Below are 24,870 nucleotides of genomic sequence, written 5' to 3'. Positions count from 1 at the left end.
AGCTGCGGCCTTTTTGCCGCAGCTTTTTATGCCGCCGTGTCAATCACATCAACGATCATTCCTGTTTGAGCGTCAACCATGACTTCATATTGCTCAAGCTCTCCAAAAACGGAACGGGTAATGCCGGTTTTATACACCATGACGGTTTCTCCGTTTACGGTATATGACTCTGGAACGGTATATATCCATGAGCCGTCAATCGGTCCTCTCTGCTTAAATGCAGATTTGACAATGCGGAGCGCCTTTTCTGAAGAAATATAAGGCGTCATCACATATTGTTTGACAACGACGGCTGCGGCGATGCCGATTCCGGCTCCGAGAAGAAAATGGCGCAATTTCATAATTTTTGGCACCTCCAAAGCTTCTTTTTTCCATTATACAGAACATGTCCTTTGATGTTAAGAATGGGCTCTCTTCTGGAAACATACTGCACACTTATGTAAAATGTGAACTAGATACATATGAAATGAGGGAAACTGATGAATCAGGAAACGAAAACGCTTTTTCAGACGCTGACGGAGCTTCCGGGAGCTCCCGGAAATGAACATCTTGTCCGGGCTTTCATGAAAAAAGAGCTCCAAAAATATGCAGACGAGATCATTCAGGACAGACTCGGAAGCGTATTCGGCGTTAAAAACGGCCGGAAAGGCGGCCCGAAAATTATGGTGGCCGGTCATATGGATGAAGTGGGATTCATGGTGACATCGATTACAGACAACGGCATGCTTCGCTTCCAAACACTCGGCGGATGGTGGAGCCAGGTTCTCTTGGCGCAACGGGTCGAAATTCATACGGAAAACGGGCCGATACCAGGTGTGATCGCAAGCACGCCTCCGCACCTTTTAACAGATGAACAGCGAAAACGGCCGATGGACATTAAAAACATGATGATTGATATCGGAGCGGACGACAGGGAAGACGCCGAAAAAATCGGTGTCAGGCCGGGACAGCAAATCGTGCCGATCTGTCCGTTTACCCCGATGGCCAATGAAAAGAAAATATTGGCGAAAGCCTGGGATAATCGTTATGGCTGCGGGTTAAGCATTGAACTGCTGAAAGAGCTGCAAGGCGAAGAACTCCCGAATACGCTCTACTCCGGGGCAACCGTACAGGAAGAAGTCGGAACAAGAGGCGCCCAGACGGCGGCCAATATGATTCAGCCGGATCTGTTTTTCGCGCTGGATGCAAGCCCGGCAAATGATGCAAGCGGCGACAAACATCAATTTGGCCAGCTTGGAAAAGGAGCGTTGCTCAGGATTTTCGACCGGACGATGGTGACGCACAGCGAAATGAGGAATTTTGTCCTTGATACCGCTGAATCCAATGGCATTCCTTATCAATATTTTGTTTCCCCGGGAGGAACAGACGCCGGGCGGGTCCATATTTCAAATGAAGGCATCCCTTCAGCCGTCATCGGCATCTGTTCAAGGTACATCCACACATCAGCATCCATCATCCATGTTGATGACTATCAAGCGGCAAAAGAATTGCTCATCAAGCTGGTGAAGGTGTGCGATGATTCCCTGGTCAGGTCAATCATTGAAAACGACTAAAACCTGTGCAAGATGCACAGGTTTTTCTTTTATTTGCTTTCGAACACGTATGACAGCGATTTGATCGCCTGGTTTACAGTTTCAACGGTGATGTTCGCTTTGTTGGACAGCTCTTTTAATGGATGGTGGAGAGACTCGGGACGAATGATGATCAGCGGTTTTCCCTTTGCGATCGCATAGGACGCATCCATGGCTGTATTCCATTGTTTATATTTTTCTCCGAAAAGCGCGATGACGACATCCGCCTTGTTCATTAAAACTGAGGTTCTAAAGTTGTTTAAATCGGAGGCAGCATCATCTTTAGCGATTGCATCGGCCTGTTTTCCGAGAATTTCTTCGCCGATATTGTCGGAACGGTCATGGTTTTCCATCGGCCCTACAAATGTGATCGGCAGTTTAAGAGATTTCGCCTTTTCCTTTACTTCCTCGCGCCAGTTGCTATGTATTTCTCCGGCAAGATAAACGATGAATTCCATACAACTTCCTCCTGACTTTGATTTTTCATAGGGCAGCGGACCCGGCTAATGGCTGCGGCGCCTTAACGGATATTTTTACCCTTTCATTCACCATGTTAAACGAGGATGGCTTGATAAAGCAAAAAAATTATGCTAATGATATGAAGTAGGCTGTTAGGTAAGGTTGCCTAATCGTCATAAGGGTATGATACATAAAGAAGCGTTCATCTGTTGCGGAAGGTTGCAAAAGTCTGGCTATACAGCCGGTTGTCTGGTATGATCCGAATGGATGATCAGATTATATATTGGAGGCGTTGTAAATTGAAAAAAATCGAGTCTAATGAAGAATTGCAAAAAGCTGTCAATGATGATTTGTCCCTGTTGATGTTTTCGGCGGATTGGTGTCCTGACTGCCGTTTTGTCGAACCGTTTTTGCCGGAGCTTGAGGCGAACTATCCGGAGTTCACATTCTACTATGTCGACCGTGACAAATTTATCGACACATGCGCTGAATGGGACATTTTCGGAATTCCGAGCTTTCTCGTATTCAAAGACGGAAACGAAATCAATCGCTTTGTCAGCAAGGATCGAAAAACGAAAGAGGAAATCGAGCAATTTTTGACGGATTCTCTGAACAAGTAGCAGAAAGGAGAGTTCCTCTATGAAAATGACGTCAAGGAAACTTTCCGATATATTGAAAAAACGCCTGCAAAATGACAGCTGGGCCTTTCATTTTGACAGGGAAAAAGATAGCCTGAGAATCGAGGATAAACACACGAAAAAAGGCATCACCCTTGAGCTTCCGGGCATTATCGCGAAATGGGAGCAGAAAAAAGAAGAAGCCATCGACGAAGTCGTCTATTATACGGAGGAAGCGCTCAATGCCATGAAAGGCCAGTCACAGGAGATGGAAGGCCGGGAAAGCCTGATTTATCCCGTGATCCGCTCGACGTCATTCCCCGATAAGTCCAGCGCCGGCATTCCCTTGATTTTCGATGACCATACAGCCGAGACGAGAATTTATTATGCGCTTGATCTTGGCAAAACGTATCGGCTCATTGATGAGAACATGCTTGAAAAAGAGGGCTGGACGAAGGAAAGAATCAGGGAGACGGCGTCGTTCAACCTCCGCTCGCTTCGCACGGTTGTCAAAGAAGATGTTGTCGCAGGCAACCATTTTTACTTTTTCAGATCAAATGACGGCTACGATGCCAGCCGGGTTTTAAATGAATCGATTCTCTCTGAATATGAAAAAAAAGCGCAGGGTGCTCTTGCGGTGTCAGTCCCTCATCAGGATGTGCTGATCATCGCCGATATCCGCAACAACAGCGGGTATGATATTCTCGGACAAATGTCGATGAGCTTTTTTGCAAACGGCACGGTGCCGATCACAGCGCTCTCTTTTTTATATGAAGAGGGAAAGCTCGAACCGATTTTCATTCTCGCTAAAAACCGCCCTAAAAAGTAATGATTAGAAAGGAATTTTTCAATGAATGTTTTTTTTAACCGCGAAGGAGTAGGCGACACGCTATTGATCGCCCTTCAAGATGTTCCCCGTGAAGATATCGCTTTTGAACGCCACGGAGATGTCGTCAAAATTTTTCACAAAGACACAAAAGAAACGGCAGGCTACAACATTTTTAACGCTTCATCCTATATAAGTCTTGAGGAAAGCGGGTCAATCGCTCTTTCTGAAAGCTTTGTACAGGATGTAAACGAAATATTGATCCGCAACGGTCTGAAAGATGAACTGACGGTTGATCTTTCGCCAAAATTTGTCGTCGGTTATGTCGAGGAAAAAGAGAAACATCCGAACGCCGATAAATTAAGCGTCTGCAAAGTAAACGTCGGCAGCGAGACATTGCAGATCGTCTGCGGTGCCCCGAATGTCGAGGCCGGACAGAAAGTCGTCGTCGCAAAAGTGGGAGCTGTGATGCCAAGCGGTATGATCATCAAAGATGCAGAGCTTCGGGGTGTGGCGTCAAGCGGCATGATCTGCTCGGCAAAAGAACTGAACCTTCCCGATGCACCGAAGGAAAAAGGAATCCTCGTCCTTGATGACAGTCATCAGACAGGGGAAGCCTTCACATTTTAAAACGGCATAAAATGAAACAAACTTTCGAATACATGTAAAAAGAAGCCGCTGGGTAGCCAAACTTAGCGGTTTTTTTATTCGGCGGACGAAACGGATTAGGATGACCTTGTCCTTTTCTGACTGATGAAGCAGTGGTATACTAAAAATCGTCCCCGAAAAATATAAGGGAGTTAGAGAGTGATGATTCATGAGCTGGTTTAATAAAATGTTCAGCCTGTTTTTAGGCGATGATGAAAATAGTGAAAAACAGACGAACCAGACAGAGCAAACCATGTCGGATTCGTCTTTTGAAGAAAATGAAGAAATGCCGCAAATCGCGGATGCAAAAGTTGTTTATGAATACCCAAAGGGAAAATTCCGCTTTCCGGTCATACCTGACCAAAAGTCCCCGCAAAGGGAACAAAACGAAGGGCGCCATACAAGGAACCGCCGCACCGGCAGCCGGCCTTCAGCCTATCAGCCAAAGACCAACCATTCGGCGAAGGGAGCGGAACAAACGGCCAAAAAGCCGTTTAGACCCTCTGTCATACCTTCACCGGTTTATGGCTTTAACGAGCAAAAAAGGGCCAGACCGAATGATTTGGCCAAAAACAATACATACGGCGGTCGAAGGCAAGAAGGTGTAACGCTTTTTAGTGAAGAAATCAAAAATCAGCAGAACTTCGCCGAAAGCAAACCGCCAATGCCAGAGCAGCCGGCCGGAACGGATCCAACGCCTTTTGCAAACGATCCGCAGTTACGCCCGAAAGCAGCTGAAAAAAGCCGGAATTTTTTCGATAAGGAAAGCACGATGGAGCAAGTCAGCATGCAGGAGCCGCATGCACCCATGGAGAAACGTGCAGAAAAAGGCGGTCCAGGGCCGGAACGAACGAAAGAAAAACCTGAGCCTGAGCCGCCAATCAGCGTGCAGGAACCGCCGGCCGGTATGGAACAGCCGGCAGAAAGCGGAGAACCAGAAGGAACGGAAGAACAGTCTGTACCGCAAATCAGTGTCCAAGAGAACCCTGACGGCATGGGAAGAGAACCGCATTCAGAAGGAAACGAAGAAAAATCTGTGCCGCACGATATAGATGAACCGGTCGGCGCGGAAGAAGAAGCCGAAGATATCGCTCTCCCGTTAACAGAAGAAGCCGAAAAGAACCGGAGCTTTTACGAAGATGCGCAATCACCTGCAGAAGATGAATGGCGGGAAGCGTCCGCCGAATCGGCTGGTCCGGCGGAGACAGGTGAAACAGCAATATACGCCGGGGAAGCGGTGTTTTTCGAGGATGAAGTGCAGACCGGCGGGCTAGAAGAATCAGCCGCACCTGAACAAGGCGTAGAGCCCTATGCGGATGAGCAGAATGAACAGACCGCGGCACAAGATCAAGCCCGAGATGTTGATCATGCGGACAGCGAGGCTCAAGATGAGCAGCCAATAGCCGAAAAAGCGGAACATTCTCCAACAGTACCGCACAAACCGGAAGTAAAACACACCTCAAAACCGAGCCAAGGCACCGTGCCGTTTAATGTGATGATGCTTCCGACAGATAAGCAGAAAGAGAAGACACCTTCCGGTTATCAGTTCCCGAACCTGTCTCTGCTTGATGTGCCTCCTGCCCAAAAGCAGGATGACCATGTATGGATAAACGAGCAGCGCGAGCTCTTGGATGTGACGCTTGAAAACTTCAATGTTAAAGCCAATGTCGTACATGTCACACAAGGCCCATCTGTGACGAGGTTTGAAGTGCATCCTGAACCAGGAGTGAAAGTCAATAAAATCACAAATCTTTCGGATGATATTAAGCTCAGCCTGTCAGCGAAAGATATTCGCATCGAAGCGCCGATTCCGGGAAAGAATACAATCGGAATCGAAGTACCCAACTTACATAGCAAAATGGTTTATTTGCGCGAAATGGTTCGCAGCTCGGAATTCAGAACGAATCCGTCCCCTCTGACGGCGGCACTAGGGCTCGACATTTCCGGAAAACCGGTTGTGGCCGATCTGAAAAAAATGCCTCACGGATTGATCGCAGGCGCCACAGGATCAGGGAAAAGCGTCTGTATCAACACGATTTTAGTCAGCCTGCTGTTTAAAGCGGCGCCGACTGATGTCAAGCTTCTGCTCATCGACCCTAAGATGGTTGAGCTTGCGCCGTACAATGAAATTCCGCATCTCGTCAGCCCTGTCATTACAGATGCAAAAGCGGCCACTGCTGCTTTGAAATGGGTTGTTGAAGAAATGGAGCGGCGCTACGAATTATTTGCTCATTCCGGTGTCCGGGAAATCGAGCGCTTCAACGAAAAGGTTCGCGACACGAAAATGGGTGAAAAGCTTCCGTATCTTGTCGTCGTAATTGATGAGCTTGCCGATTTAATGATGGTTGCGCCAAATGAAGTCGAGGAAAGCATCTGCCGGATCGCACAAAAAGCCAGAGCCTGCGGCATCCACCTTTTGATCGCGACACAGCGGCCTTCTGTCGACGTCATCACCGGCTTAATTAAAGCTAATATTCCAACCAGAATCGCGTTTTCCGTTTCCAGCGGCGTCGATTCCAGAACGATTATCGATATGGCTGGAGCGGAAAAGCTGCTTGGAAAAGGGGATATGCTCTTCTTGGAGAACGGGTCCGGAAAACCGGTCCGCCTTCAAGGCAACTTTGTGTCCGACCATGAAATCGACCGGGTCGTCTCACATGTCAGAAAGCAGCAGAAACCGTCCTATTTATTTGAACAGGAAGAATTAATCAGACAGAATCCGGCTGGGTTTGATCAGGACGAACTGTTTCTTGAAGCATGCGAATTTGCCGTGGAACAAAACAGCGCCAGCACCTCAAGCCTGCAGCGGCGTTTCCGCATCGGCTACAACAGAGCCGCCAGATTAATCGATATGATGGAAAGCGAAGGCATGATCTCGGAAGCAAAAGGAAGCAAGCCGAGAGAAGTGCTGATTACAAAGGCAGATCTGGAACAGCTCATAGAAAGTAGTTCACTTTTCAGCTAAACGTGGTATGATAGCTGATGGGCGCTTTTTTAGAGCGCCGCGTATGAAAGCGCCGCTTGCGGCGTTTTAATCGGTTTTTAAGAGCTTTGCTGAAAGGATGAAAAAATCATTCAAGTAACGGGTTTATTCACTCTTAAAAATGCCTGATAATGAATATAGTTCACACTAAGAATAAAAATTGATGCGGCCGGGCTTTAGGTTGCAAATTGAAATAGGCGTCATATACTGGAAAGCAGATAGACGTTTGTTGGAGGTACAATTATGACTGTTTATCATTTTGTCGGAATAAAAGGGACAGGTATGAGTCCGCTTGCCCAAATACTCCATGATAATGGATATACTGTCCAAGGATCGGATATCGAAAAGTATATTTTTACACAAAATGCGTTGGAAGAAAGAAACATTCCTGTTTTTCCATTTGACCCGGAAAACATTAAGCCGGGAATGACCGTTATTGCCGGGAATGCCTTTCCCGACACTCATCCCGAAATCGAAAAAGCGCATGCCGAAGGACTGCCTGTCGTGCGATACCATAAATTTCTCGGTGACTATCTGAAAAAGTTCACGAGCATCGCTGTAACAGGAGCACATGGCAAAACTTCAACGACAGGACTTCTGTCCCATGTGATCCAGAAAGCAAAACCGACATCTTATTTGATCGGAGACGGTACGGGAAAAGGCAGCGAAAACAGCGAGTATTTCGTCCTTGAAGCCTGTGAATACCGGAGGCACTTCCTGAGCTACCAGCCGGATTATGCCATCATGACAAATATCGATTTTGACCACCCTGACTATTTCACCAATATCGATGATGTATTCGACGCGTTCCAAACGATGGCTCTTCAGGTGAACAAGGGAATTATCGCCTGCGGTGACGACGAGTATTTGATGAAGATCCATGCCAACGTTCCGGTCGTCTACTACGGCTTTGCCGAGGAAAACGACTTTCAGGCGAGAAATGTCATCAAAAACACTGAAGGCACAACCTTCGACGTTTTCGTCAGAAATACATTCTATGACACATTCTATATACCGGCATACGGAAACCACAACGTTCTGAACGCTTTGGCTGTCATCGCCCTATGCCATTACGAGCAAGTGGATGTCGACATTATTAAAGAAGGGCTTACAACCTTTGGCGGCGTAAAACGGAGATTTAACGAAAAAATCATCGGAAATCAAGTGCTGATTGACGATTATGCCCATCACCCGACCGAAATCAAGGTGACGATTGAAGCTGCAAGGCAAAAGTATCCGGAACGCGACATTGTCGCCGTATTTCAGCCGCACACTTTTACACGGACACAGTCTTTTCTTGAGGAATTTGCCGAAAGCCTGAAGAAAGCCGATTATGTCTATCTCTGCGACATTTTCGGATCAGCCCGTGAAAATGCAGGCAAGCTGACGATCGGTGACCTTCAGGAAAAAATCGCTCACGCGAAGCTGATTGATGAAAATGACACATCCATTTTAAAAGAGCATGAAAACGGAGTCTTAATTTTTATGGGTGCAGGAGACATTCAGAAATATCTGAGAGCATATGAAAATGTTTTAGCATAAGATAAAAAAGGCAGTGTGAGTCGATCCGCTGCTTTTTTGTACATATCGACGAAGCAATTGTTAAAGGAATTCACCCGGATGTGTAGAAAAAAATATACAAAGGGGTTTACAAGTTGGCCAAATGGGTAAACATCAACTGTAAGCCCGGAAGCTTTAAGGAGGATATGATGATAATTATTCTTTATTTAAGCGCCGCACTTATTGCCATCGCTTTTTTCATTTTAGTAATCTATTTATCAAAAATGCTAAAATCGCTGCAAATGACGCTGAAACATGTCGCTTCAACCTTAGAAGGACTTGAAGGTCAGATGAAGGGCATTACGGCAGAAACTACAGAGCTCCTTCATAAAACAAACCGTCTTGCGGAGGATATTCAGGAAAAATCGTTGAAATTGAATCGTGTTGTTGATGCCGTTCAGGAAGTCGGAACTTCTGTCAGACAGTTTAACAGCTCCATACAGCAGGTGTCTGATTCGGTTGCAACCGCCGCGGAAGAAAACCGTGAAAAAATTTCTCAAGTTGTCAGCTGGAGCAATGCAGCTTTGGAAATTTGGAATAAATGGAAGCGAAAGAAGATGAAGGAGGAATCATAAATGAGTAAAGAAGGAATGAATGCTAAAGATTTTCTCATCGGGACATTTGTAGGAGGCATCATCGGTGCGGCAACGGCCTTATTTCTGGCGCCGAAGTCGGGAAAAGAGCTTCGCGGCGATATCGGTCAGCAGGCCGCTGTTCTTAAAGACAAAACCGAAAGACTGACAAATGAAGCGAGAGAAAAAGGTTCCGAATATGTCAGCCTCGCAAAGGAGAAGACATCTTCGATTTCACAGCTCATGGCGGATCAATCCTCACAGCTTATGGAGAAAGTCAAAGATCTGCGGAGCAAGGGTGCCGATAAAGCGGATGAGATGAAGGAGGAAACTTCATCCGCAATCGAAGAAACAGCAGAGGTCGCTGAAAACGAAATGAAAAGTGAAGCAGAACCAGCGGACACAGTCCAGAAATAAATACGGAAAGGGAGTTCACCATGTCGAAGCAGCTCATTCAAACAGAGGACGAATTTAGACGGCTTGAAGAATCGGACGGCACGTTTGTCTTTTTGAAGCACAGCACAACATGTCCGATCAGCAGGCGCGCCTTCGAGGAATTTAATGCTTTCGCCGAACATCATGAAGACATTCCCGCCTATTATCTGAAGGTGCAGGAAAGCCGTCCGCTCTCAAATTATATTGCTGAACGGTACGGGATTAAGCATGAAAGCCCTCAAGCGATTATTTTTACAGATGGCAAAGTCAAATGGCATGCCTCCCATTCACAAATTACCGAGCCAGCGCTTGAAGCAAACAGCCAATAGGCTTTTTGAAGCCGAATACAACATAATCGTAATCAAAAAGACCGAATCGCATCCAGCGTTTTGGTCTTTTTTACTGGTCTTTTCACCTTTTACCTCTTAGAAATGCCTTTTTACCAAGATGCATAGTGAGTACCGTTGGACTACGATATAATAAAACAAGCGGGAGGTGAAGTGGTGAACAGCGAATTAAAGGATATGCTTCAATCTGTCCTAAAGGAAGAGCTAAACCCAGTCAATCAACGACTAGACAAAATTGATCATTGTCTGAATGAAATGGACCAGCGCTTTGACGGAATGGATCAGCGCCTGAATAAAATAGACAAGCGTTTTGACGGAATGGATCAGCGTCTGGGTGAAATGGACAAGCGTTTTGACGGAATGGATCAGCGTCTGGGTGAAATGGACAAGCGTTTTGACGGAGTAGATCAGCGCCTGGGTGAAATGGACAAGCGTTTTGACGGAGTAGACCAGCGTCTGAATAAAATGGACAAGCGCTTTGATGGAATAGACCAGCGTCTGAATAAAATAGACAAGCGCTTTGACGGAATGGATCAGCGTCTGGGTGAAATGGACAAGCGCTTTGACGGAGTAGACCAGCGTCTGAATAAAATGGACAAGCGCTTTGACGGAGTAGATCAGCGCCTGAATAAAATGGACAAGCGCTTTGACGGAATGGATCAGCGTCTGAATAAAATGGACAAGCGCTTTGACGGAGTAGATCAGCGCTTGAATAAAATGGACAAGCGCTTTGACGGAATGGATCAGCGTCTGAACCGCCTTGAAACAGATGTTAAAGACTTGAAAAAAGGGCAGGAGCTGCTGCAAAAAAATATCATTGAAAGCATCGGGCGCTATACGGACAACATTACTGAATACGTCGATGTTAAGAGCGCCGCTCTCAATCAGCGGGTTTTTGCCGTAGAAACCGAGATACAGCGATTATATAAACAATCAAGTTAAAGAATCATGCATGGATTCTTTTTTTTTTGTAAAATTTTCGATCAAAAACCTACACAACAACGATGAAAGCGCATATAATACTTTATCGCTTAAAAGCGTTTGGGTAATAAAGAATTTTTTCGTGACATTTCAGTAAACATTGTTTATAATTAACCCTAATCAACCTGAATCATTTTTATTCTCATATAGGGTGAAGCCAAAAAGAAAGGATGAATAACATGAGCAACACTGAACTTGATTTGCTGAGGCAGCAGGCGAACGAATTAAACTTGCAGATTTTAAAGCTGATTAACGAGAGGGGCAGGATCGTCCAAGAGATTGGAAAAGCGAAGGAAGCGCAAGGGATTAACCGCTATGATCCAGTCAGGGAAAGAACGATGCTGAACAGCATTATTGAAAATAATGACGGCCCGTTTGAGGATTCTACAATCCAGCATATTTTCAAAGAAATTTTCAAAGCGGGGCTTGAATTACAGGAAGATGATCACAGCAAAGCGCTGCTGGTTTCCCGGAAGAAAAAGCCGGAAAATACGATTGTCGACCTGAAAGGCGAAAAAATCGGTGACGGCGAGCAAAGATTCATCGTCGGTCCTTGTGCAGTTGAAAGCTATGAGCAAGTCGCAGAAGTAGCAGCGGCGGCTAAAAAACAAGGCTTGAAGCTGCTGCGCGGCGGAGCCTTCAAACCGCGTACAAGCCCGTACGATTTCCAAGGCCTCGGTGTTGAAGGCTTGCAGATTTTGAAGCGTGTTGCTGATGAATATGATCTGGCGGTGATCAGTGAAATCGTGAATCCGCAGCATATCGAAGAGGCGCTCGACTACATCGATGTTATTCAGATCGGCGCCCGCAATATGCAAAACTTTGAGCTCTTGAAAGCGGCCGGATCTGTGAAAAAGCCTGTTCTCCTAAAACGCGGACTTGCTGCAACATTGAAGGAATTCATCAATGCAGCGGAGTACATCATGTCTCAAGGAAATGACCAGATCATCCTTTGCGAGCGCGGCATTAGAACGTATGAAACGGCGACGAGAAACACCCTGGACATTTCTGCGGTGCCGATTCTTAAACAGGAAACGCATCTTCCGGTATTCGTTGATGTCACTCATTCAACAGGACGCCGCGATCTCCTGCTCCCTACGGCAAAAGCAGCGCTTGCGATCGGAGCTGACGGCGTAATGGCCGAGGTTCACCCTGATCCTTCAGTCGCACTATCCGACTCCGCTCAGCAAATGGATATTCCGACATTTGAAAAGTGGCTGAACGAATTGAAGCCGCTTGTACAAGTAAAGGCATAAGCCGCTCATTTCATTTAGGACCGCGCACAGCGGTCCTTTTTTATGTGCAAATTGTCGAAAAAATTTCTTATTTTTAATTAAAAAGCTGTTTTTTTCTATTTAAATTAATTATAAAAATAAAGGGAACGTTTTCATATTAGGTAAAACCGTGTATAATTTCAGAAGAGAGCTTATGCTTTGAACAATTATGAAAAATAATGTAAACTGGTGATCTGTTTATTTTACATAAAGTATTACATTTTGACATTTCTCTACATGAAAATGTTTATGCTATAGAATAAGAAAAGTGTACCCAGTTGAAGGAGTGGTAAAAATGAGTAATGTGACAATATATGATGTAGCACGGGAAGCAAATGTAAGTATGGCGACGGTTTCACGGGTTGTCAACGGCAATCCGAATGTGAAGCCGACAACGAGGAAAAAGGTGCTTGAAGCAATCGAGCGCCTCGGATATCGTCCAAATGCCGTCGCAAGAGGACTGGCGAGCAAGAAAACAACGACCGTCGGCGTGATCATCCCCGATATTTCAAGCATCTTTTATTCAGAGCTTGCCCGGGGAATCGAAGATATTGCCACAATGTATAAATACAACATTATTTTAAGCAACTCTGACCAAAATATGGACAAAGAGCTGCACCTGCTCAACACGATGCTTGGAAAGCAAGTCGATGGAATCGTCTTTATGAGCGGGAATGTTACAGAAGAACATGTTGAAGAATTCAAGCGTTCACCGGTGCCGATCGTTCTTGCCGCGTCTGTCGAAGAGAAAGGAGAGACGCCGTCCGTTGCCATCGACTATGAACAGGCCATATATGATGCTGCAAGCATGATGATTGAAAAAGGCCATAAGCGCTTGGCGTTTGTTTCAGGACCGCTCTTGGAGCCGATCAATAAAGCCAAGAAGCTCCAAGGCTTCAAAAGAGCGCTTCAGGATCAAGGGATCGACTTTAAAGAAGAATATCTCGCAGAAGGCGATTATACGTACGATTCCGGTATGGAAGCACTCGAATCGCTGATGAAGCTCGATGAAAAACCGACGGCGATTCTTTCGGCCACCGATGAAATGGCGCTTGGCATTATTCATGCCGCTCAGGACAAAGGTCTTTCCATTCCGGACGATCTTGAGGTCATCGGATTTGACAATACAAGGCTTTCACTAATGGTTCGTCCGCAGCTCACAACAGTCGTGCAGCCGACGTATGACATCGGTGCAGTGGCCATGAGACTTTTGACAAAACTGATGAACAAGGAAGAGGTCGAAGAGCACATTGTCCAGCTTCCGCACCGAATTGAATTAAGACAATCAACTACATCTTAAACATAACAAACCAAGAAAAGAAAGCAAGTATCCGCGGGCTTTTGACACGGATGCCTTGCTTTCTTTTCCATGAGCTGGAGAGAATGAAATATGAAACGATTTGATTATCTGACACCGGTCGGCTTGATTTTAGGCATTTTCATTTTGGTGATCGGCGTTGTCTCGGGAGCGGGTCTTTCCGGTTTTTATTCATTTATCGATTTAACGTCCTTTTTTATCGTGACGGGCGGATTATGTGCAGCTGTATTCATCAGTTTTTCTCCAAAAGACTTAAAAAAAGCCCCATCTGTATTGAAGCAGGTGTTTATTTCGGAAGATGACGATGTGCGGAATCTGGTCAAAACCTTTGTCACTCTTTCCGAACAGGCGCGCAAGCAAGGCATATTATCGCTTGACGCTGATGTGAATGAAATGAAAGATCCGTTTTTAAAAAAGGGCCTTCTCTTGGCTATTGACGGCTGGGATGAGGAGACAATCCGCAATGTGATGAACGCCGAAATCGCAGCGATGGAAGAAAGGCACAGAAAGGGAAGGAGAATCTTTGAAAAAGCGGGGGAGTTTGCACCTGCATGGGGAATGATCGGTACCCTCGTGGGGCTTGTGATGATGCTAAAAAATCTGAACAAACCTGAAACTCTCGGGCCGAACATGGCCATCGCCCTTTTGACGACGCTTTACGGATCGCTTCTGTCCAACATGCTGTTTATTCCGATCGCCGCGAAGCTTGAAGAAAAGACGGAAAATGAAATCTTCAAGAAGCAGGTGATGATAGAAGGCATCATCGGCATTCAATCGGGAAGAAATCCGCGCAACCTTGAAAGCCAGCTTGTCGTTTTCGGCTCCAAGGAAGAGTGGAGAAAAAAGCAGGCGGAAAACACGAAGCAAAAGGGTACGGCTCATGAAGCTTAGGCATGAGAGAAGAAAGCGTGAACCCGGCCGCAAATCGTCAAACTGGATCATCACGTTTTCGGATCTGATTACGCTGATTCTCGTGTTCTTTATTCTGCTGTTTTCGATGTCGCAAATCGATTTAAATAAATTTAAAGCGGCGGTAGGTTCGTTTCAGGAGAGAGCCGATGGAAAGTCCGCCGCGGAGCACACAGTGGAGAGCCATGATCGTCATTCGAAAAAAGCGGCCAAAAGCGAAGATGATATGTTAAAGAAAATCAATGACTATATTGAAAAAAATCAGCTGTCCGGCACGATTACAGCTAAACGTGATGACCGCGGCGTCATTCTTGTCCTTCAGGAAGCGGTGCTCTTTGATTCGGGAAAAGCGGATATCAAAGATAAGGCTTACCCTGTCCTCGATAAAATCGCCATTTTGCTCAAAACGGTGTCCAATCCGATCAGTGTAGAGGGGCATACAGACAGCAGGCCGATTTCCACTTACCGTTTTCCTTCCAACTGGGAGCTTTCTGCAGCCAGAGCGAGCACTGTGATCGGGTACTTCACGGAAAAAGAAAAACTCGATTCTTCCAGGTTTACAGCCGTCGGCTATGCGGATACAAAACCAGTCAGGGACAACCGCACCGAAAGCCATATGAAAGAAAACAGGCGTGTCGAGATCGTAATTGGAAAACTGAACCAAAAGAAATAAAGGCCTTGCCGCAAGCAAGGCTTGTTTTATGTTTTACGCGATCGATAAAAGAAATTCCGGGTCTTTCAGTCGGCTACATCATCCGCCGGGCAGAGCGAATCGGGAAAAGAGCTTTTGCTACGGTTTGCGCGTTTTTTTCTGTAATTTCCGCTTTTCTGGGAATCGGAGGATATAATGCTTCGGGATCACACCATTTTCCAGGGAGCGGGACCGATGCTTGCTTTTCCCATCTTTTCAGCCATTTTTCAGGCAGGTTCCCCTCAGCTTTGATCCCTTTCATTTCAAGCCAAATTCTTGCCCATGCCCTTGGCACGACCCGCCAAATATCATAGCCGCCCCCGCCGACGGCAATCCATCTTCCGCTGCAGTGGGCATGCGCCAATTCATGGGCGAGCTTTGGAATCGCTTCGTAAATCCTCATCGTTGTGCATAAGTGTGTGAGCGGGTCATAGTAATGAGCGTCAGCCCCGTTTTGCGTCAAAATGACATCCGGTTTGAAGAATTCAGCGATTTCAGCCGCAGCCGTTCGGTAGGAGTCCAGAAAAGATTCATCTTCAGTGAACGCATCAAGCGGGATGTTAAAAGCATATCCATAACCTTTCCCATGACCCCGTTCCTGAACCTGGCCCGTTCCTGGGAAAAGATAGCGGCCGGTTTCATGAATCGATACCGTGCAGACCGAAGGGTCATCATAAAACGTGAATTGCACACCGTCTCCGTGATGGGCGTCTGTATCAATGTATAGCACTCTGGCGTGGTATTTTTTCTGTAAGTAGCGAATAACGACTGAGCTGTCGTTGTAAACGCAAAAACCCGATGCTCTCCCTCTGAATCCGTGGTGAAGCCCGCCACCCAGATTAAGGGCGTGTTTGGCTTTTCCCGTCATCACATAGTCGGCGGCTGTCAGTGTTCCTCCGACCAAAAGAGAGGCGGCTTCATGCATGCCGGCAAATACGGGCGTATCTTCTGTTCCAAGACCGTAGTTTTCGCTTTCAGCGGCCGGCAGTTTCCCCGCCCCGGCCAGCTTGACGGCGCTGATGTAATCGCTTGTGTGAACGAGTGCGAGCTCGGATTCCGACGCCATGCGCGGAGGGATGATCTCCCCTTGTTCGAATGCGTCCATGGCGCCCAGAAGATCGTATGTCACATACACTCTGAGCTGGTTGAATGGATGGTCTTGATGAAATTGATAGGTTTGGTAGGAGGGAGAGAAAATAAACACGCTGTCCTTCATAGCTGTTCCCTTTGTTCAGCCGGCCAGAGCACCTGATGCCCTTTTGACTTCACGTCTTTTATGATGGAGGCGGGGTTCATTGTCTGCACGCGAAAAACGAGAATGTTCGAACTTTCTTCATCGCCTGGATATACGAGTACGCTCAAAATCCCGATTTGGCGCTTTTTGAATATCGCGCTGATATCGGCGAGGCTCTGCGCGATATCACGGGTTTTAATTTCGATATGCGACCCTGGATGATGAGCGCCTGTCAGCTGAACAAGTGTATGAAGCAAGTCTGACTTTGTCACGATGCCGACGAGCTTTCCGTTTTTCACGATCGGGAGACAGCCGATATCATGTTCGAAAAACACAGCGGATATCTCCTCGGCGAAATCAAGCGGATGTCCTGTGACCACTTCTTTTGACATGATCAGGTCAACAGGCTTTTGCAGTTCCTCTGCGGAGCTGCCTTGACTAAAGATGCTCGGGGCTGCCGTCTTCACATCCCTGTCGGTGACGATGCCTACGACAGTGCCTCGTTCATTGATGACAGGCAGGTGCTTGATATGGAACATCCGCATCCGCCTGATCGCTTCTTCGATCGTATCTGTTCTGGAAAGCGTCACAACATCCCTTTTCATGATCTTTTCAACAATCATATTCACATCCCCTTTGCTCCCTTAGTACATAAAACGATTATGGAATCTGAGCCTGTCGAACTGCTCGATCGATTCCTGACCGACCTCTTTTCCGATGCGGGCCATTAAACAGTTGGCGGGATGAGAACTGATTTCCGGGTCGTCTGTTGCAAACCAGACAAGCCCTCCGGCATTCATCATCTTCTCCATCATCTTTCTGTATTCCCAAACATCCATATTTGTCCCTTTTAAATCCCAGTGCCAGTAATACTCGGTTGTAATGATAATGTATTTTTCCATCTGCTTATCCATCATGCTGACCTCTAAAAGCGTCTTTCCGACGGAGTGCCCCCTGAACATAGGGATCACCTCGATGGCGCCGAGTTCAATTAAATTTTCCATATTTCCTTCTGACCATCTTTCGAGCGGATCCGGATAAACATAGGTGACATAGCCGACAATGGTGTGATTGAAACGAGCGATGATGATCCTTCCTTCGGGAAGTCCTGCGATTTCGATCAATGCTTCGTGCTGTTTTTCAGATGGGCGAAAGGCTGTAAGCTCGCCATGAAATTGATAGTCTGCAAGCTTTTCGGGACTGATAGGACCTTCTATCAGCAATGCGCCTTTCTCGGTCTGCAATTCTTTGGCATGATAGGTTTTGTGATGCTCCACGTATCCACCGCCTTACATCTTAGTTGAAGTCTTTTATACATAACATACCAAAATATTAAGCGTTTTCATAGGATAGAACAGTATTTTTTAAAAATTGAGAAAATAAAAAATCTATACTATAATATATTTTGATGATCGAACAAAGGGGGATGGACATGGAATTGAAAGCGCTGCCGGAAGAAAAGGGAAATTACAACTTGACTGACTATGATGAAACATATCGGACATTTGACTGGAAGGATGCCGAAAAGCATTTTTCATGGTACAAAACGGGAAAAATCAATGCAGCTTATGAAGCGATCGACCGCCACGCTGAGTCAAATTTGAAAAACAAAGTGGCATTTTACTACAAAGATCCGGTCCGCGAAGAAAAGTACACCTTCAGAGAGATGAAAAATGAAACCAATAAAGCCGGGAATGTCTTAAAGCAGCATGCCAATGTGAGAAAGGGAGACCGTGTGTTTGTTTTTATGCCGAGATCACCCGAGCTTTATTTTATTCTTCTCGGCGCTGTCAAATTGGGAGCGATTGTCGGGCCGTTATTTGAAGCATTTATGGAAGGTGCCGTCAAAGACAGGCTTGCAAACAGCGGAGCGAAGGTCATCGTGACGACGCCGGAATTGCTTGAACGGGTGCCGGCCGATGAACTTCCGGACCTTGAATCAATCATTGTCGTTGGAGAAGGCGTAAAGGAAGAAGGACCTGTCATCGATTATTACGCGAAAGCGGCGGAAGCAGGCACTGATCTTGAGATTGAATGGATGGATCAGGAAGACGGGATGCTGCTTCACTATACATCGGGTTCAACCGGCGCGCCAAAAGGGGTTCTCCACGTCCACAAAGCAATGATTCAACATTATCAAACAGCCAAATGGGTTCTTGATCTGCATGATGATGACATCTATTGGTGCACCGCTGATCCCGGCTGGGTCACCGGAACGGTTTACGGGATCTTCGGTCCGTGGCTGAATGGAGCAACGAATGTCGTCGTAGGCGGCAGATTCAGTCCTGAGGCATGGTACGAAACAATTGAAAAAATGGAAGTGACGGTATGGTACAGCGCGCCAACGGCTTTCCGGATGCTGATGGGTGCAGGCGACGATCTTGTGAACAAATACAATCTGAGTTCACTACGGCATGTTTTAAGCGTAGGGGAGCCGTTAAATCCTGAAGTCATCAGATGGGGGCATAAAGTCTTCGGCAACCGGATTCATGATACATGGTGGATGACTGAAACAGGAGCGCAGCTCATCTGCAATTACCCGTGCATGGAAATTAAACCGGGATCAATGGGCAAGCCGATTCCCGGCGTAGAGGCTGCGATCGTCGACAATCAGGGAAATGAACTGCCTCCTTACAGAATGGGGAATCTCGCCATTAAAAAAGGCTGGCCGTCGATGATGCATTCGATCTGGAACAACCCTGAAAAATACAGCTCCTATTTTATGCCGGGTGATTGGTATGTGTCAGGCGATTCCGCCTACATGGATGAAGACGGATACTTCTGGTTCCAGGGACGGATCGACGATGTCATCATGACATCAGGCGAGCGCGTCGGCCCGTTTGAAGTCGAGAGCAAGCTTGTCGAGCATCAAGCTGTCGCCGAAGCGGGTGTCATCGGCAAACCGGATCCGGTCCGCGGAGAAATTATTAAAGCGTTCATCGCGCTTAGAGAAGGTTATGAACCGTCAGATTCGTTAAAAGAAGAAATCAGGCAGTTCGTGAAACAAGGCTTGGCCGCACATGCCGCGCCAAGGGAAATCGAGTTTAAGGATAAACTGCCGAAAACGAGAAGCGGCAAAATCATGAGGCGTGTCCTGAAAGCCTGGGAATTGAACCTGCCGGCCGGGGATCTTTCCACAATGGAAGACTGATGTCTCATTGACAATGAAAAAATATTATGTTAAAAAAGATTTAGTCGAATATTTAAAAGGTGAAGACTGAGACCAGTAGAACGATCCTTCCCTGTCTTAGAGAGCTGATGGCCGGTGAAAATCAGCACATATGGATGGTTTGAATTACACTCATGAACCGCTTTTGCGAAAAAAGCCTCCCGGGCTTTGTGTAGCAGAAGAACGGAAGCTTTTCCGTTATCAATGAGAGTGAAAAGAGCGCGGTCATGCGTTCTTTTAAGCAGGGTGGTACCGCGATTTTTATCGTCCCTTCGTTTTTGCGAAGGGGCGTTTTATTTTTGGAAAAAAGGAGCTAAATGATGATGACACACTTACTTGATGATTTGTCCTTCAGGGGACTGATTCAGCAGCAAACCGATGAAGCAGGCTTGAGAGAACTGCTGGATTCAGAGAAAATCAGCTTATACTCCGGATTTGATCCGACAGCTGACAGTTTGCATATCGGGCATCTGCTGCCGATTTTAATGCTTCGCCGCTTCCAGCTGGCCGGACATCGTCCGATTGCACTCGTAGGCGGAGCAACGGGTCTGATCGGTGATCCGAGCGGAAAGAAAGCGGAGCGCACGCTGAACAATGAAGAAATCGTCCGCGAATGGTCGCAAAAAATCAAAAATCAGCTTTCGCGTTTCCTTGATTTTGAAGCCGGTGACAACCCGGCGGTGATGGCGAATAACTACGACTGGATCGGGCAAATGAACGTCATTGATTTCCTGCGCGATGTCGGCAAAAACTTCGGCATCAACTACATGCTTGCCAAAGATACGGTAAGCTCCAGAATCGAGACGGGCATATCTTATACTGAATTCAGTTACATGATCCTGCAGTCTCTCGATTTCTTGAATTTGTACAGAAACAAGGAATGCAAGCTGCAGATCGGCGGAAGCGACCAGTGGGGTAATATCACATCAGGCCTCGAGCTCATCCGCAAATCCGAAGAGAATGCAAAAGCTTTCGGATTGACGATTCCGCTTGTGACAAAAGCAGACGGCACGAAGTTCGGAAAAACCGAAGGCGGCGCGATCTGGCTTGATAAAGAGAAAACATCGGCCTACGAGTTCTACCAATTCTGGATCAACACAGATGACAGAGATGTCGTGAAATACTTGAAATACTTCACTTTCTTGTCCAAAGAAGAAATTGAAGATCTCGCTGAAAAAACAGAGACGGCGCCTGAAAAACGCGAAGCGCAAAAGCGCCTCGCCGAAGAAGTAACCGATCTTGTACACGGTCGTGAAGCACTTGAGCAGGCTGTCAACATCTCAAAAGCACTGTTCAGCGGAGATATCAAACAATTGACAGCTGAGGAAGTGAAGGTCGGCTTTAAAGGCGTACCTTCGCTGGAACTCGATCAGACAGCCGAATTGCCGCTTGTCGATGTGCTCGTCCAATCAAAACTTTCGCCTTCAAAACGTCAGGCTCGCGAAGACATTACAAACGGCGCGGTCTACATCAACGGCGAACGCCGTAATGACGTAGGCGCCGTCCTAGGCAGCGAAGACCGCATCGAAGGCCAGTTTACCGTCATTCGCCGCGGGAAAAAGAAATACTTCCTGCTGACTTACAAATAATCCATTGAAACCCTTGCTTAAACGGCAAGGGTTTTTTTATCAAAACGTTTGATGTATGTTCATTCAGGAAATGTCAAAAATAGATATAGAAAGTAAAGCGTTTCCATTCTCTAGTCGGGAGGAATTCAGAATGAACTTGTTTATTGCCGCGAAAGAAAAATTCAAAGAAGATTATCAAAAGCAGCTTGAAGCTGTACGAAAAACACAGGCCGAACAGACAGTGGACGGCTTTAATCAATTGAACGATTCGGAAGAGACGAAGCGTTTAAAATAAAAAAACGGCGAATTCATGCCGGGGGGCACTGTCATCATGAATTCGCCGTTCTAAAGCAGACGGCTTTTAGCAGACATTATAAAGCAACGTATGAGCCCGGGACATTCGAACCCGGAAACGTTCTAATAAAATGGAACCGAAAAAGCAGGGATCATCCCGCTTTTTCTTTTTGTGTTGATTCATTAAAAATGCCGACATTGTGATGTTATTAATCGAAAAAATATGAATGCGAATAATGCCGAGCCCCACCAAATAGATTCATATTCTTCTACGCGCATTCATTTAGATCCAAGAATATCAAAGAGCAGAGCAATATAATCCCGCAAAGAATGGATGCACTATTTACTAATCACAATCGACAACTTATAATTGGCATGCTTGTTCAAGCCGATTAAAAATTGGTCTAAATGTTCATTGGATGGAAATTTGCATTCAAGCAGATAGCAGCCATCCCCGCTGATTTTATAGTTGTTGATGATGTGTTTCTCTTGTGCGTTGATAAATGAAAGATAAGGCTGGTGATGAGTGCTTTTGGTGTAGATATTGATAAACGCGTGGATAAAACACCCTAGTTTCACTTGATTCGCTTTAATGGTATAGCCTTCAATCACCCCGCTATCTTCTAATTTCGCAACTCTGGTTGCGGCAGCTTGCCCTGTCAAATGAACTTTTTCTCCCAATTCCTTCATCGTCATCCGGCTGTTTTTCGAAAGCTCTTCTAATATCCGCAAATCTGTATGATCAAGCATCTAATCAAATCCTTTCTCAAATCCGATCGACCTAAAACATTCCGGCACAAAATAAAATACGTTTTTTCAAACATCAAGTCAAACAGAAAAAAGACTTGATCTTAACTATGTAAATCTCAAGGGATCATAGTATAAACTATCGATAAGACAAAGAAAAGGAATCATAACCATGGATATTCAACAAATTCGCAATGCTACACTAGTCGTCGAATATGCAGGCAAAAAGTTTCTCATAGATCCAATGTTAGCTGGGAAAGGGACTTACCGCCTTTTCCAAATTCGCTAAGGCTGCCGACATCAATGGATCATTTGATTCGGAATCCGGATGCTGTGATTGTAACATATCCGCATTTGGATCATTTTGATGATGCTGTCAAAGAAGTGCTTGTCCAAAATGAAGCGGATGCTGGGGAAGAGAGAAAGACCGGTTTTCTAATGTAGAGGTTTTAACAAAAGATGCGGTTTTTGAGGGAATTCAATTCATCAAATCAAAAGGCGAACGCGGAAGAGGAGAAGATGTTGTATGCAGCAGGAGATACAGTTTGGGATGAAGGGATTCAAGCAGAAATGAATGAACATCAGCCGGGGTATCAGTACATTATTCCTGAAAATGAGGGCACCTACATATGCACACGACAAAAATCGCTGTTATGTCAGTTTTTTAAAGCCGAGCGAAAATACAACAGCGATAGACGTTGAAATGTGTGTCGAAAAAGACGGCAAGATTCACAGTGAAACAGTTCAGAATACTGCTGAACTGGTCACCCATCTGTGCAAGCGTTACGGTTTGTCTACAAATAAGATCGTTCGCCATTACGACGTAACAAACAAAAATTGCCCGGCTCCGTGGGTAAGAGATTCAAGTCAATTATCGGCATTACGCAAAAAATTTGACAGCCTGCTCGGTCAAACGGTATCAGAAAAGAAAGCATCCGCAAGCCAGTCGAGCAAATCCACCGGCACGATCTTGAAAAAAGGATCGTCAGGACCCAAAGTCAAGACCTTGCAAAAACGTCTGATTGCCGCGGGCTTCTCGTTACCTAAATTCGAGGCCAATGGCTCTTATGGTATGAAACTGTGCAGGCTGTCAAATCCCTTCAAAAAAGAGCGGGAATTGCGGCAGATAGCATTTACGGACCAAAGACTAAGGGGAAACTTGAGTCGTTACTGAAATAGAAAAGAAGGCGCCGCAACCGGCGCCTTGAAAACAAAAATTATGTTTGTTTCTTACTTTATTCTAATCTTGAATACGGATTTTCAACGTTTCCTTCTAATTCCTCTATAGTTTCCTCAATAAGCTCTCAAGGTCGTACCCAAATCCGGCTCTAACTCATCATAAACTCCTGCAAATTCCAAACCAGTCTTTCCCATTCGCTTTTTTCAACATCTTCAGGAACGGTGTAAGTAGGTTCTAGCTTGACGATTATATCACAATCTATATAAGCTCAGTACACTGTGTCATTATAAAGAGTATATTTCTTTTCTAGCTTTTCTAACTCCTCTTCACTATACACTTTCTTAGAAACTTTTTGTGCCGCCAATTTTGTTGTTCGATCAGGGTCGGCGAGAGTATTCATTTCAGTGTCTTCTTTGTTTCCGACTTTTTTCAACATAACACCCATCGCTGTTTCTTGATTTCCACTCAGGGTATCCATCTCATCTGGCTTTAAAATTGATCCTTTCTGATTGAAATGGCGAAAAAATACAGACCCTATGATGAGTAAAGCCCTTCCAGCTGTGAGAAGGGCTTACTTTATTTCCACGCCGACGACATTTTAAATTTAATGAGGTTGTTGGTGTTTCCTTTTGAATCCCGACATGAAAAAAACCTTGCGGATCTGATTTATGTAATGAATTTTTCCTTCCATATAAATGATCTCCCCGGTTTCCGCTCCATTTAAAAAGGGAACGGCTCCCAAACTTCCCCCAAACCAATGGGGGAGAGAATACAATATTCCACAAAGCAGAGAGCAAACAAAAAACCCTAGAATCGTTGGTATATCAACGATTCTAGGGTTTTTGCCGATGCTCTTTACAGAGCATTTGTTTTAACGAGAGTAGAACTCAACGATCAACGCTTCGTTAATTTCAGCAGGGAGCTCAGAGCGCTCTGGAAGGCGAGAGAACGTACCCTCAAGTTTTTCAGCGTCAAATGTTACGTATTCAGGAACGAAGTTGTTCACTTCAACCGCTTCTTTGACGATGGAAAGATCTTTTGATTTTTCGCGAAGGCCGATTGTTTGACCAGGTTTTACTTGGTAAGACGGAATATCAACGCGGCTTCCGTCAACAAGAATATGACCGTGGTTTACCAATTGGCGTGCTTGGCGGCGAGTGCGCGCTAAGCCAAGGCGGTATACGATGTTGTCAAGGCGAGATTCAAGAAGAATCATGAAGTTTTCACCGTGTTTACCGGCCATTTTCGCAGCTCTGTCAAAAAGATTGCGGAATTGGCGCTCATTTACACCGTACATATGGCGAAGCTTTTGCTTTTCTTGCAATTGCAAACCATATTCTGATAATTTTTTACGCTGTCCCGGACCGTGCGGACCTGGCGCGTAAGGACGTTTTTCTAATTCTTTACCCGTCCCGCTTAAGGAGATTCCTAAACGGCGGGATATTTTCCAGCTTGGACCTGTATAGCGAGCCATAATGTGACTCCTC

General features: G+C 45.8%; 25 protein-coding genes, 2 pseudogenes and 1 other annotated feature. Of the genes and pseudogenes, 19 read left to right on the top strand and 8 right to left on the bottom strand.

All coding sequences use genetic code 11. The annotated features are described in order from the left end of the window. Window positions 1–26: 26 nt before the first annotated feature. On the bottom strand, window positions 27–341 hold the full coding sequence (locus tag ACINLD_RS17330) for a hypothetical protein (protein WP_026588297.1): 315 nt from the start codon (window positions 339–341) through the stop codon (window positions 27–29). Window positions 342–479: 138 nt separating this feature from the next. Between ACINLD_RS17330 and ACINLD_RS17325 the strand changes: the two genes are divergently transcribed. Beyond that, window positions 480–1,553, top strand: a complete 1,074-nt coding sequence (locus tag ACINLD_RS17325) for a M42 family metallopeptidase (RefSeq protein WP_026588296.1) — start codon at window positions 480–482, stop codon at window positions 1,551–1,553. Between the two features lie 29 nt (window positions 1,554–1,582). On the opposite strand, the gene ACINLD_RS17320 is transcribed toward ACINLD_RS17325, so the two are convergent. After that, window positions 1,583–2,029 (bottom strand): YtoQ family protein, encoded by a 447-nt coding sequence (locus tag ACINLD_RS17320; RefSeq protein ID WP_026588295.1) that lies wholly within the window; start codon window positions 2,027–2,029, stop codon window positions 1,583–1,585. A gap of 300 nt (window positions 2,030–2,329) precedes the next feature. Here ACINLD_RS17320 and ACINLD_RS17315 point away from each other — a divergent pair, with 300 nt between their 5' ends. The 13 genes from ACINLD_RS17315 to motS all read left to right on the top strand — a co-directional run bounded on the left by ACINLD_RS17315 (window position 2,330) and on the right by motS (window position 15,173). After that, window positions 2,330–2,650: a thioredoxin family protein gene (locus ACINLD_RS17315; RefSeq protein WP_026588294.1), complete on the top strand. Its 321-nt coding sequence runs from the start codon at window positions 2,330–2,332 to the stop codon at window positions 2,648–2,650. A 19-nt stretch (window positions 2,651–2,669) separates the two neighbouring features. Beyond that, entirely contained in the window at window positions 2,670–3,476 is an 807-nt protein-coding gene (locus tag ACINLD_RS17310; RefSeq protein WP_077736196.1) for a DUF1444 domain-containing protein, read from the top strand. A gap of 21 nt (window positions 3,477–3,497) precedes the next feature. Continuing rightward, complete coding sequence (gene ytpR / locus ACINLD_RS17305) at window positions 3,498–4,103, top strand: YtpR family tRNA-binding protein (RefSeq protein WP_026588292.1); 606 nt, start codon at window positions 3,498–3,500, stop codon at window positions 4,101–4,103. 187 nt (window positions 4,104–4,290) lie between these two features. Continuing rightward, window positions 4,291–7,086: a DNA translocase FtsK gene (locus ACINLD_RS17300; RefSeq protein ID WP_077736197.1), complete on the top strand. Its 2,796-nt coding sequence runs from the start codon at window positions 4,291–4,293 to the stop codon at window positions 7,084–7,086. A 261-nt stretch (window positions 7,087–7,347) separates the two neighbouring features. Beyond that, the gene (gene murC, locus ACINLD_RS17295) at window positions 7,348–8,646 is read left to right on the top strand and encodes a UDP-N-acetylmuramate--L-alanine ligase (RefSeq protein ID WP_026588290.1); all 1,299 of its coding nucleotides are present in this window, start codon (window positions 7,348–7,350) and stop codon (window positions 8,644–8,646) included. Between the two features lie 167 nt (window positions 8,647–8,813). Further along, a complete protein-coding gene (locus ACINLD_RS17290) occupies window positions 8,814–9,239 on the top strand; it encodes a DUF948 domain-containing protein (RefSeq protein WP_026588289.1) in 426 nt (141 codons plus the stop codon). After that, window positions 9,240–9,653 (top strand): YtxH domain-containing protein, encoded by a 414-nt coding sequence (locus tag ACINLD_RS17285; protein WP_077736198.1) that lies wholly within the window; start codon window positions 9,240–9,242, stop codon window positions 9,651–9,653. Window positions 9,654–9,673: 20 nt separating this feature from the next. Next, complete coding sequence (gene ytxJ / locus ACINLD_RS17280; RefSeq protein WP_026588287.1) at window positions 9,674–10,000, top strand: bacillithiol system redox-active protein YtxJ; 327 nt, start codon at window positions 9,674–9,676, stop codon at window positions 9,998–10,000. Window positions 10,001–10,174: 174 nt separating this feature from the next. Further along, window positions 10,175–10,960, top strand: a complete 786-nt coding sequence (locus tag ACINLD_RS17275; protein WP_256860338.1) for a tropomyosin — start codon at window positions 10,175–10,177, stop codon at window positions 10,958–10,960. A 218-nt stretch (window positions 10,961–11,178) separates the two neighbouring features. Beyond that, window positions 11,179–12,255, top strand: coding sequence for a bifunctional 3-deoxy-7-phosphoheptulonate synthase/chorismate mutase (locus ACINLD_RS17270; protein ID WP_026588285.1), 1,077 nt, complete (start codon window positions 11,179–11,181; stop codon window positions 12,253–12,255). Between the two features lie 313 nt (window positions 12,256–12,568). Then, entirely contained in the window at window positions 12,569–13,573 is a 1,005-nt protein-coding gene (gene ccpA, locus ACINLD_RS17265; RefSeq protein ID WP_026588284.1) for a catabolite control protein A, read from the top strand. Between the two features lie 90 nt (window positions 13,574–13,663). Next, window positions 13,664–14,482: a flagellar motor protein MotP gene (gene motP, locus ACINLD_RS17260; protein WP_026588283.1), complete on the top strand. Its 819-nt coding sequence runs from the start codon at window positions 13,664–13,666 to the stop codon at window positions 14,480–14,482. Then, window positions 14,472–15,173 carry a flagellar motor protein MotS gene (gene motS, locus ACINLD_RS17255; RefSeq protein ID WP_026588282.1) on the top strand — a complete coding sequence of 234 codons (702 nt, stop codon included), beginning with the start codon at window positions 14,472–14,474 and terminating at the stop codon, window positions 15,171–15,173. Before motP ends, motS begins: the two co-directional genes overlap by 11 nt. 73 nt (window positions 15,174–15,246) lie before the next feature. On the opposite strand, the gene ACINLD_RS17250 is transcribed toward motS, so the two are convergent. Genes ACINLD_RS17250 through ACINLD_RS17240 form a run of 3 tightly spaced genes read right to left on the bottom strand, consistent with a single transcriptional unit; the run spans window position 15,247 to window position 17,702 of the window. Further along, complete coding sequence (locus tag ACINLD_RS17250; protein WP_026588281.1) at window positions 15,247–16,407, bottom strand: acetoin utilization protein AcuC; 1,161 nt, start codon at window positions 16,405–16,407, stop codon at window positions 15,247–15,249. Then, window positions 16,404–17,048, bottom strand: a complete 645-nt coding sequence (locus tag ACINLD_RS17245; protein WP_026588280.1) for an acetoin utilization AcuB family protein — start codon at window positions 17,046–17,048, stop codon at window positions 16,404–16,406. The genes ACINLD_RS17250 and ACINLD_RS17245 overlap by 4 nt, the downstream gene beginning before the upstream one ends. 21 nt (window positions 17,049–17,069) lie before the next feature. After that, complete coding sequence (locus ACINLD_RS17240; protein ID WP_026588279.1) at window positions 17,070–17,702, bottom strand: GNAT family N-acetyltransferase; 633 nt, start codon at window positions 17,700–17,702, stop codon at window positions 17,070–17,072. Window positions 17,703–17,857: 155 nt separating this feature from the next. Between ACINLD_RS17240 and acsA the strand changes: the two genes are divergently transcribed. From acsA to ACINLD_RS17225, 3 genes are all read left to right on the top strand, one after another. Continuing rightward, entirely contained in the window at window positions 17,858–19,576 is a 1,719-nt protein-coding gene (acsA, locus tag ACINLD_RS17235) for an acetate--CoA ligase (RefSeq protein WP_077736199.1), read from the top strand. A gap of 53 nt (window positions 19,577–19,629) precedes the next feature. Beyond that, window positions 19,630–19,869: a binding site (T-box leader), on the top strand. Window positions 19,870–19,917: 48 nt separating this feature from the next. Then, window positions 19,918–21,183, top strand: coding sequence for a tyrosine--tRNA ligase (gene tyrS / locus ACINLD_RS17230; protein ID WP_026588277.1), 1,266 nt, complete (start codon window positions 19,918–19,920; stop codon window positions 21,181–21,183). Between the two features lie 130 nt (window positions 21,184–21,313). Continuing rightward, window positions 21,314–21,457, top strand: a complete 144-nt coding sequence (locus ACINLD_RS17225; protein ID WP_179115700.1) for a hypothetical protein — start codon at window positions 21,314–21,316, stop codon at window positions 21,455–21,457. Between the two features lie 338 nt (window positions 21,458–21,795). Here the strand turns inward: ACINLD_RS17225 and ACINLD_RS17220 are convergent, their stop codons facing one another. Next, complete coding sequence (locus ACINLD_RS17220) at window positions 21,796–22,206, bottom strand: Lrp/AsnC family transcriptional regulator (RefSeq protein ID WP_026588275.1); 411 nt, start codon at window positions 22,204–22,206, stop codon at window positions 21,796–21,798. A 169-nt stretch (window positions 22,207–22,375) separates the two neighbouring features. On the opposite strand from ACINLD_RS17220, the pseudogene ACINLD_RS17215 reads away from it, so the two are divergent. Continuing rightward, window positions 22,376–22,791 (top strand): annotated as a pseudogene (locus ACINLD_RS17215) (MBL fold metallo-hydrolase); the annotation flags it as partial. A gap of 6 nt (window positions 22,792–22,797) precedes the next feature. After that, window positions 22,798–23,373, top strand: a pseudogene (locus ACINLD_RS17210) (peptidoglycan-binding protein); the annotation flags it as partial. A gap of 278 nt (window positions 23,374–23,651) precedes the next feature. Here the strand turns inward: ACINLD_RS17210 and ACINLD_RS17205 are convergent. Both ACINLD_RS17205 and rpsD read right to left on the bottom strand, forming a co-directional pair. Beyond that, window positions 23,652–23,861 carry a hypothetical protein gene (locus ACINLD_RS17205; protein ID WP_026588274.1) on the bottom strand — a complete coding sequence of 70 codons (210 nt, stop codon included), beginning with the start codon at window positions 23,859–23,861 and terminating at the stop codon, window positions 23,652–23,654. Between the two features lie 393 nt (window positions 23,862–24,254). Further along, window positions 24,255–24,857 carry a 30S ribosomal protein S4 gene (gene rpsD, locus ACINLD_RS17200; RefSeq protein ID WP_026588272.1) on the bottom strand — a complete coding sequence of 201 codons (603 nt, stop codon included), beginning with the start codon at window positions 24,855–24,857 and terminating at the stop codon, window positions 24,255–24,257. Between the last annotated feature and the right edge of the window lie 13 nt (window positions 24,858–24,870).

Source organism: Bacillus sp. z60-11 (genome assembly GCF_046464135.1).
Taxonomy (GTDB): Bacteria; Bacillota; Bacilli; order Bacillales; family Bacillaceae; genus Bacillus; species Bacillus sonorensis_A.
The sequence above is the reverse complement of the archived record's forward strand: the minus strand, read 5'-3'. Positions and strand labels throughout refer to the sequence as shown.

Coding starts and splice junctions, on each gene's coding strand:
- ACINLD_RS17330 (WP_026588297.1), bottom strand. CDS start 341: ATGAAATTGCGCCATTTTCTTCTCGGAGCCGGAATCGGCATCGCCGCA.
- ACINLD_RS17325 (WP_026588296.1), top strand. CDS start 480: ATGAATCAGGAAACGAAAACGCTTTTTCAGACGCTGACGGAGCTTCCG.
- ACINLD_RS17320 (WP_026588295.1), bottom strand. CDS start 2,029: ATGGAATTCATCGTTTATCTTGCCGGAGAAATACATAGCAACTGGCGC.
- ACINLD_RS17310 (WP_077736196.1), top strand. CDS start 2,670: ATGAAAATGACGTCAAGGAAACTTTCCGATATATTGAAAAAACGCCTG.
- ytpR (WP_026588292.1), top strand. CDS start 3,498: ATGAATGTTTTTTTTAACCGCGAAGGAGTAGGCGACACGCTATTGATC.
- ACINLD_RS17300 (WP_077736197.1), top strand. CDS start 4,291: ATGAGCTGGTTTAATAAAATGTTCAGCCTGTTTTTAGGCGATGATGAA.
- murC (WP_026588290.1), top strand. CDS start 7,348: ATGACTGTTTATCATTTTGTCGGAATAAAAGGGACAGGTATGAGTCCG.
- ACINLD_RS17290 (WP_026588289.1), top strand. CDS start 8,814: ATGATAATTATTCTTTATTTAAGCGCCGCACTTATTGCCATCGCTTTT.
- ACINLD_RS17285 (WP_077736198.1), top strand. CDS start 9,240: ATGAGTAAAGAAGGAATGAATGCTAAAGATTTTCTCATCGGGACATTT.
- ytxJ (WP_026588287.1), top strand. CDS start 9,674: ATGTCGAAGCAGCTCATTCAAACAGAGGACGAATTTAGACGGCTTGAA.
- ACINLD_RS17270 (WP_026588285.1), top strand. CDS start 11,179: ATGAGCAACACTGAACTTGATTTGCTGAGGCAGCAGGCGAACGAATTA.
- ccpA (WP_026588284.1), top strand. CDS start 12,569: ATGAGTAATGTGACAATATATGATGTAGCACGGGAAGCAAATGTAAGT.
- motP (WP_026588283.1), top strand. CDS start 13,664: ATGAAACGATTTGATTATCTGACACCGGTCGGCTTGATTTTAGGCATT.
- motS (WP_026588282.1), top strand. CDS start 14,472: ATGAAGCTTAGGCATGAGAGAAGAAAGCGTGAACCCGGCCGCAAATCG.
- ACINLD_RS17250 (WP_026588281.1), bottom strand. CDS start 16,407: ATGAAGGACAGCGTGTTTATTTTCTCTCCCTCCTACCAAACCTATCAA.
- ACINLD_RS17245 (WP_026588280.1), bottom strand. CDS start 17,048: ATGATTGTTGAAAAGATCATGAAAAGGGATGTTGTGACGCTTTCCAGA.
- acsA (WP_077736199.1), top strand. CDS start 17,858: ATGGAATTGAAAGCGCTGCCGGAAGAAAAGGGAAATTACAACTTGACT.
- tyrS (WP_026588277.1), top strand. CDS start 19,918: ATGACACACTTACTTGATGATTTGTCCTTCAGGGGACTGATTCAGCAG.
- ACINLD_RS17225 (WP_179115700.1), top strand. CDS start 21,314: ATGAACTTGTTTATTGCCGCGAAAGAAAAATTCAAAGAAGATTATCAA.
- ACINLD_RS17220 (WP_026588275.1), bottom strand. CDS start 22,206: ATGCTTGATCATACAGATTTGCGGATATTAGAAGAGCTTTCGAAAAAC.
- ACINLD_RS17205 (WP_026588274.1), bottom strand. CDS start 23,861: ATGGATACCCTGAGTGGAAATCAAGAAACAGCGATGGGTGTTATGTTG.
- rpsD (WP_026588272.1), bottom strand. CDS start 24,857: ATGGCTCGCTATACAGGTCCAAGCTGGAAAATATCCCGCCGTTTAGGA.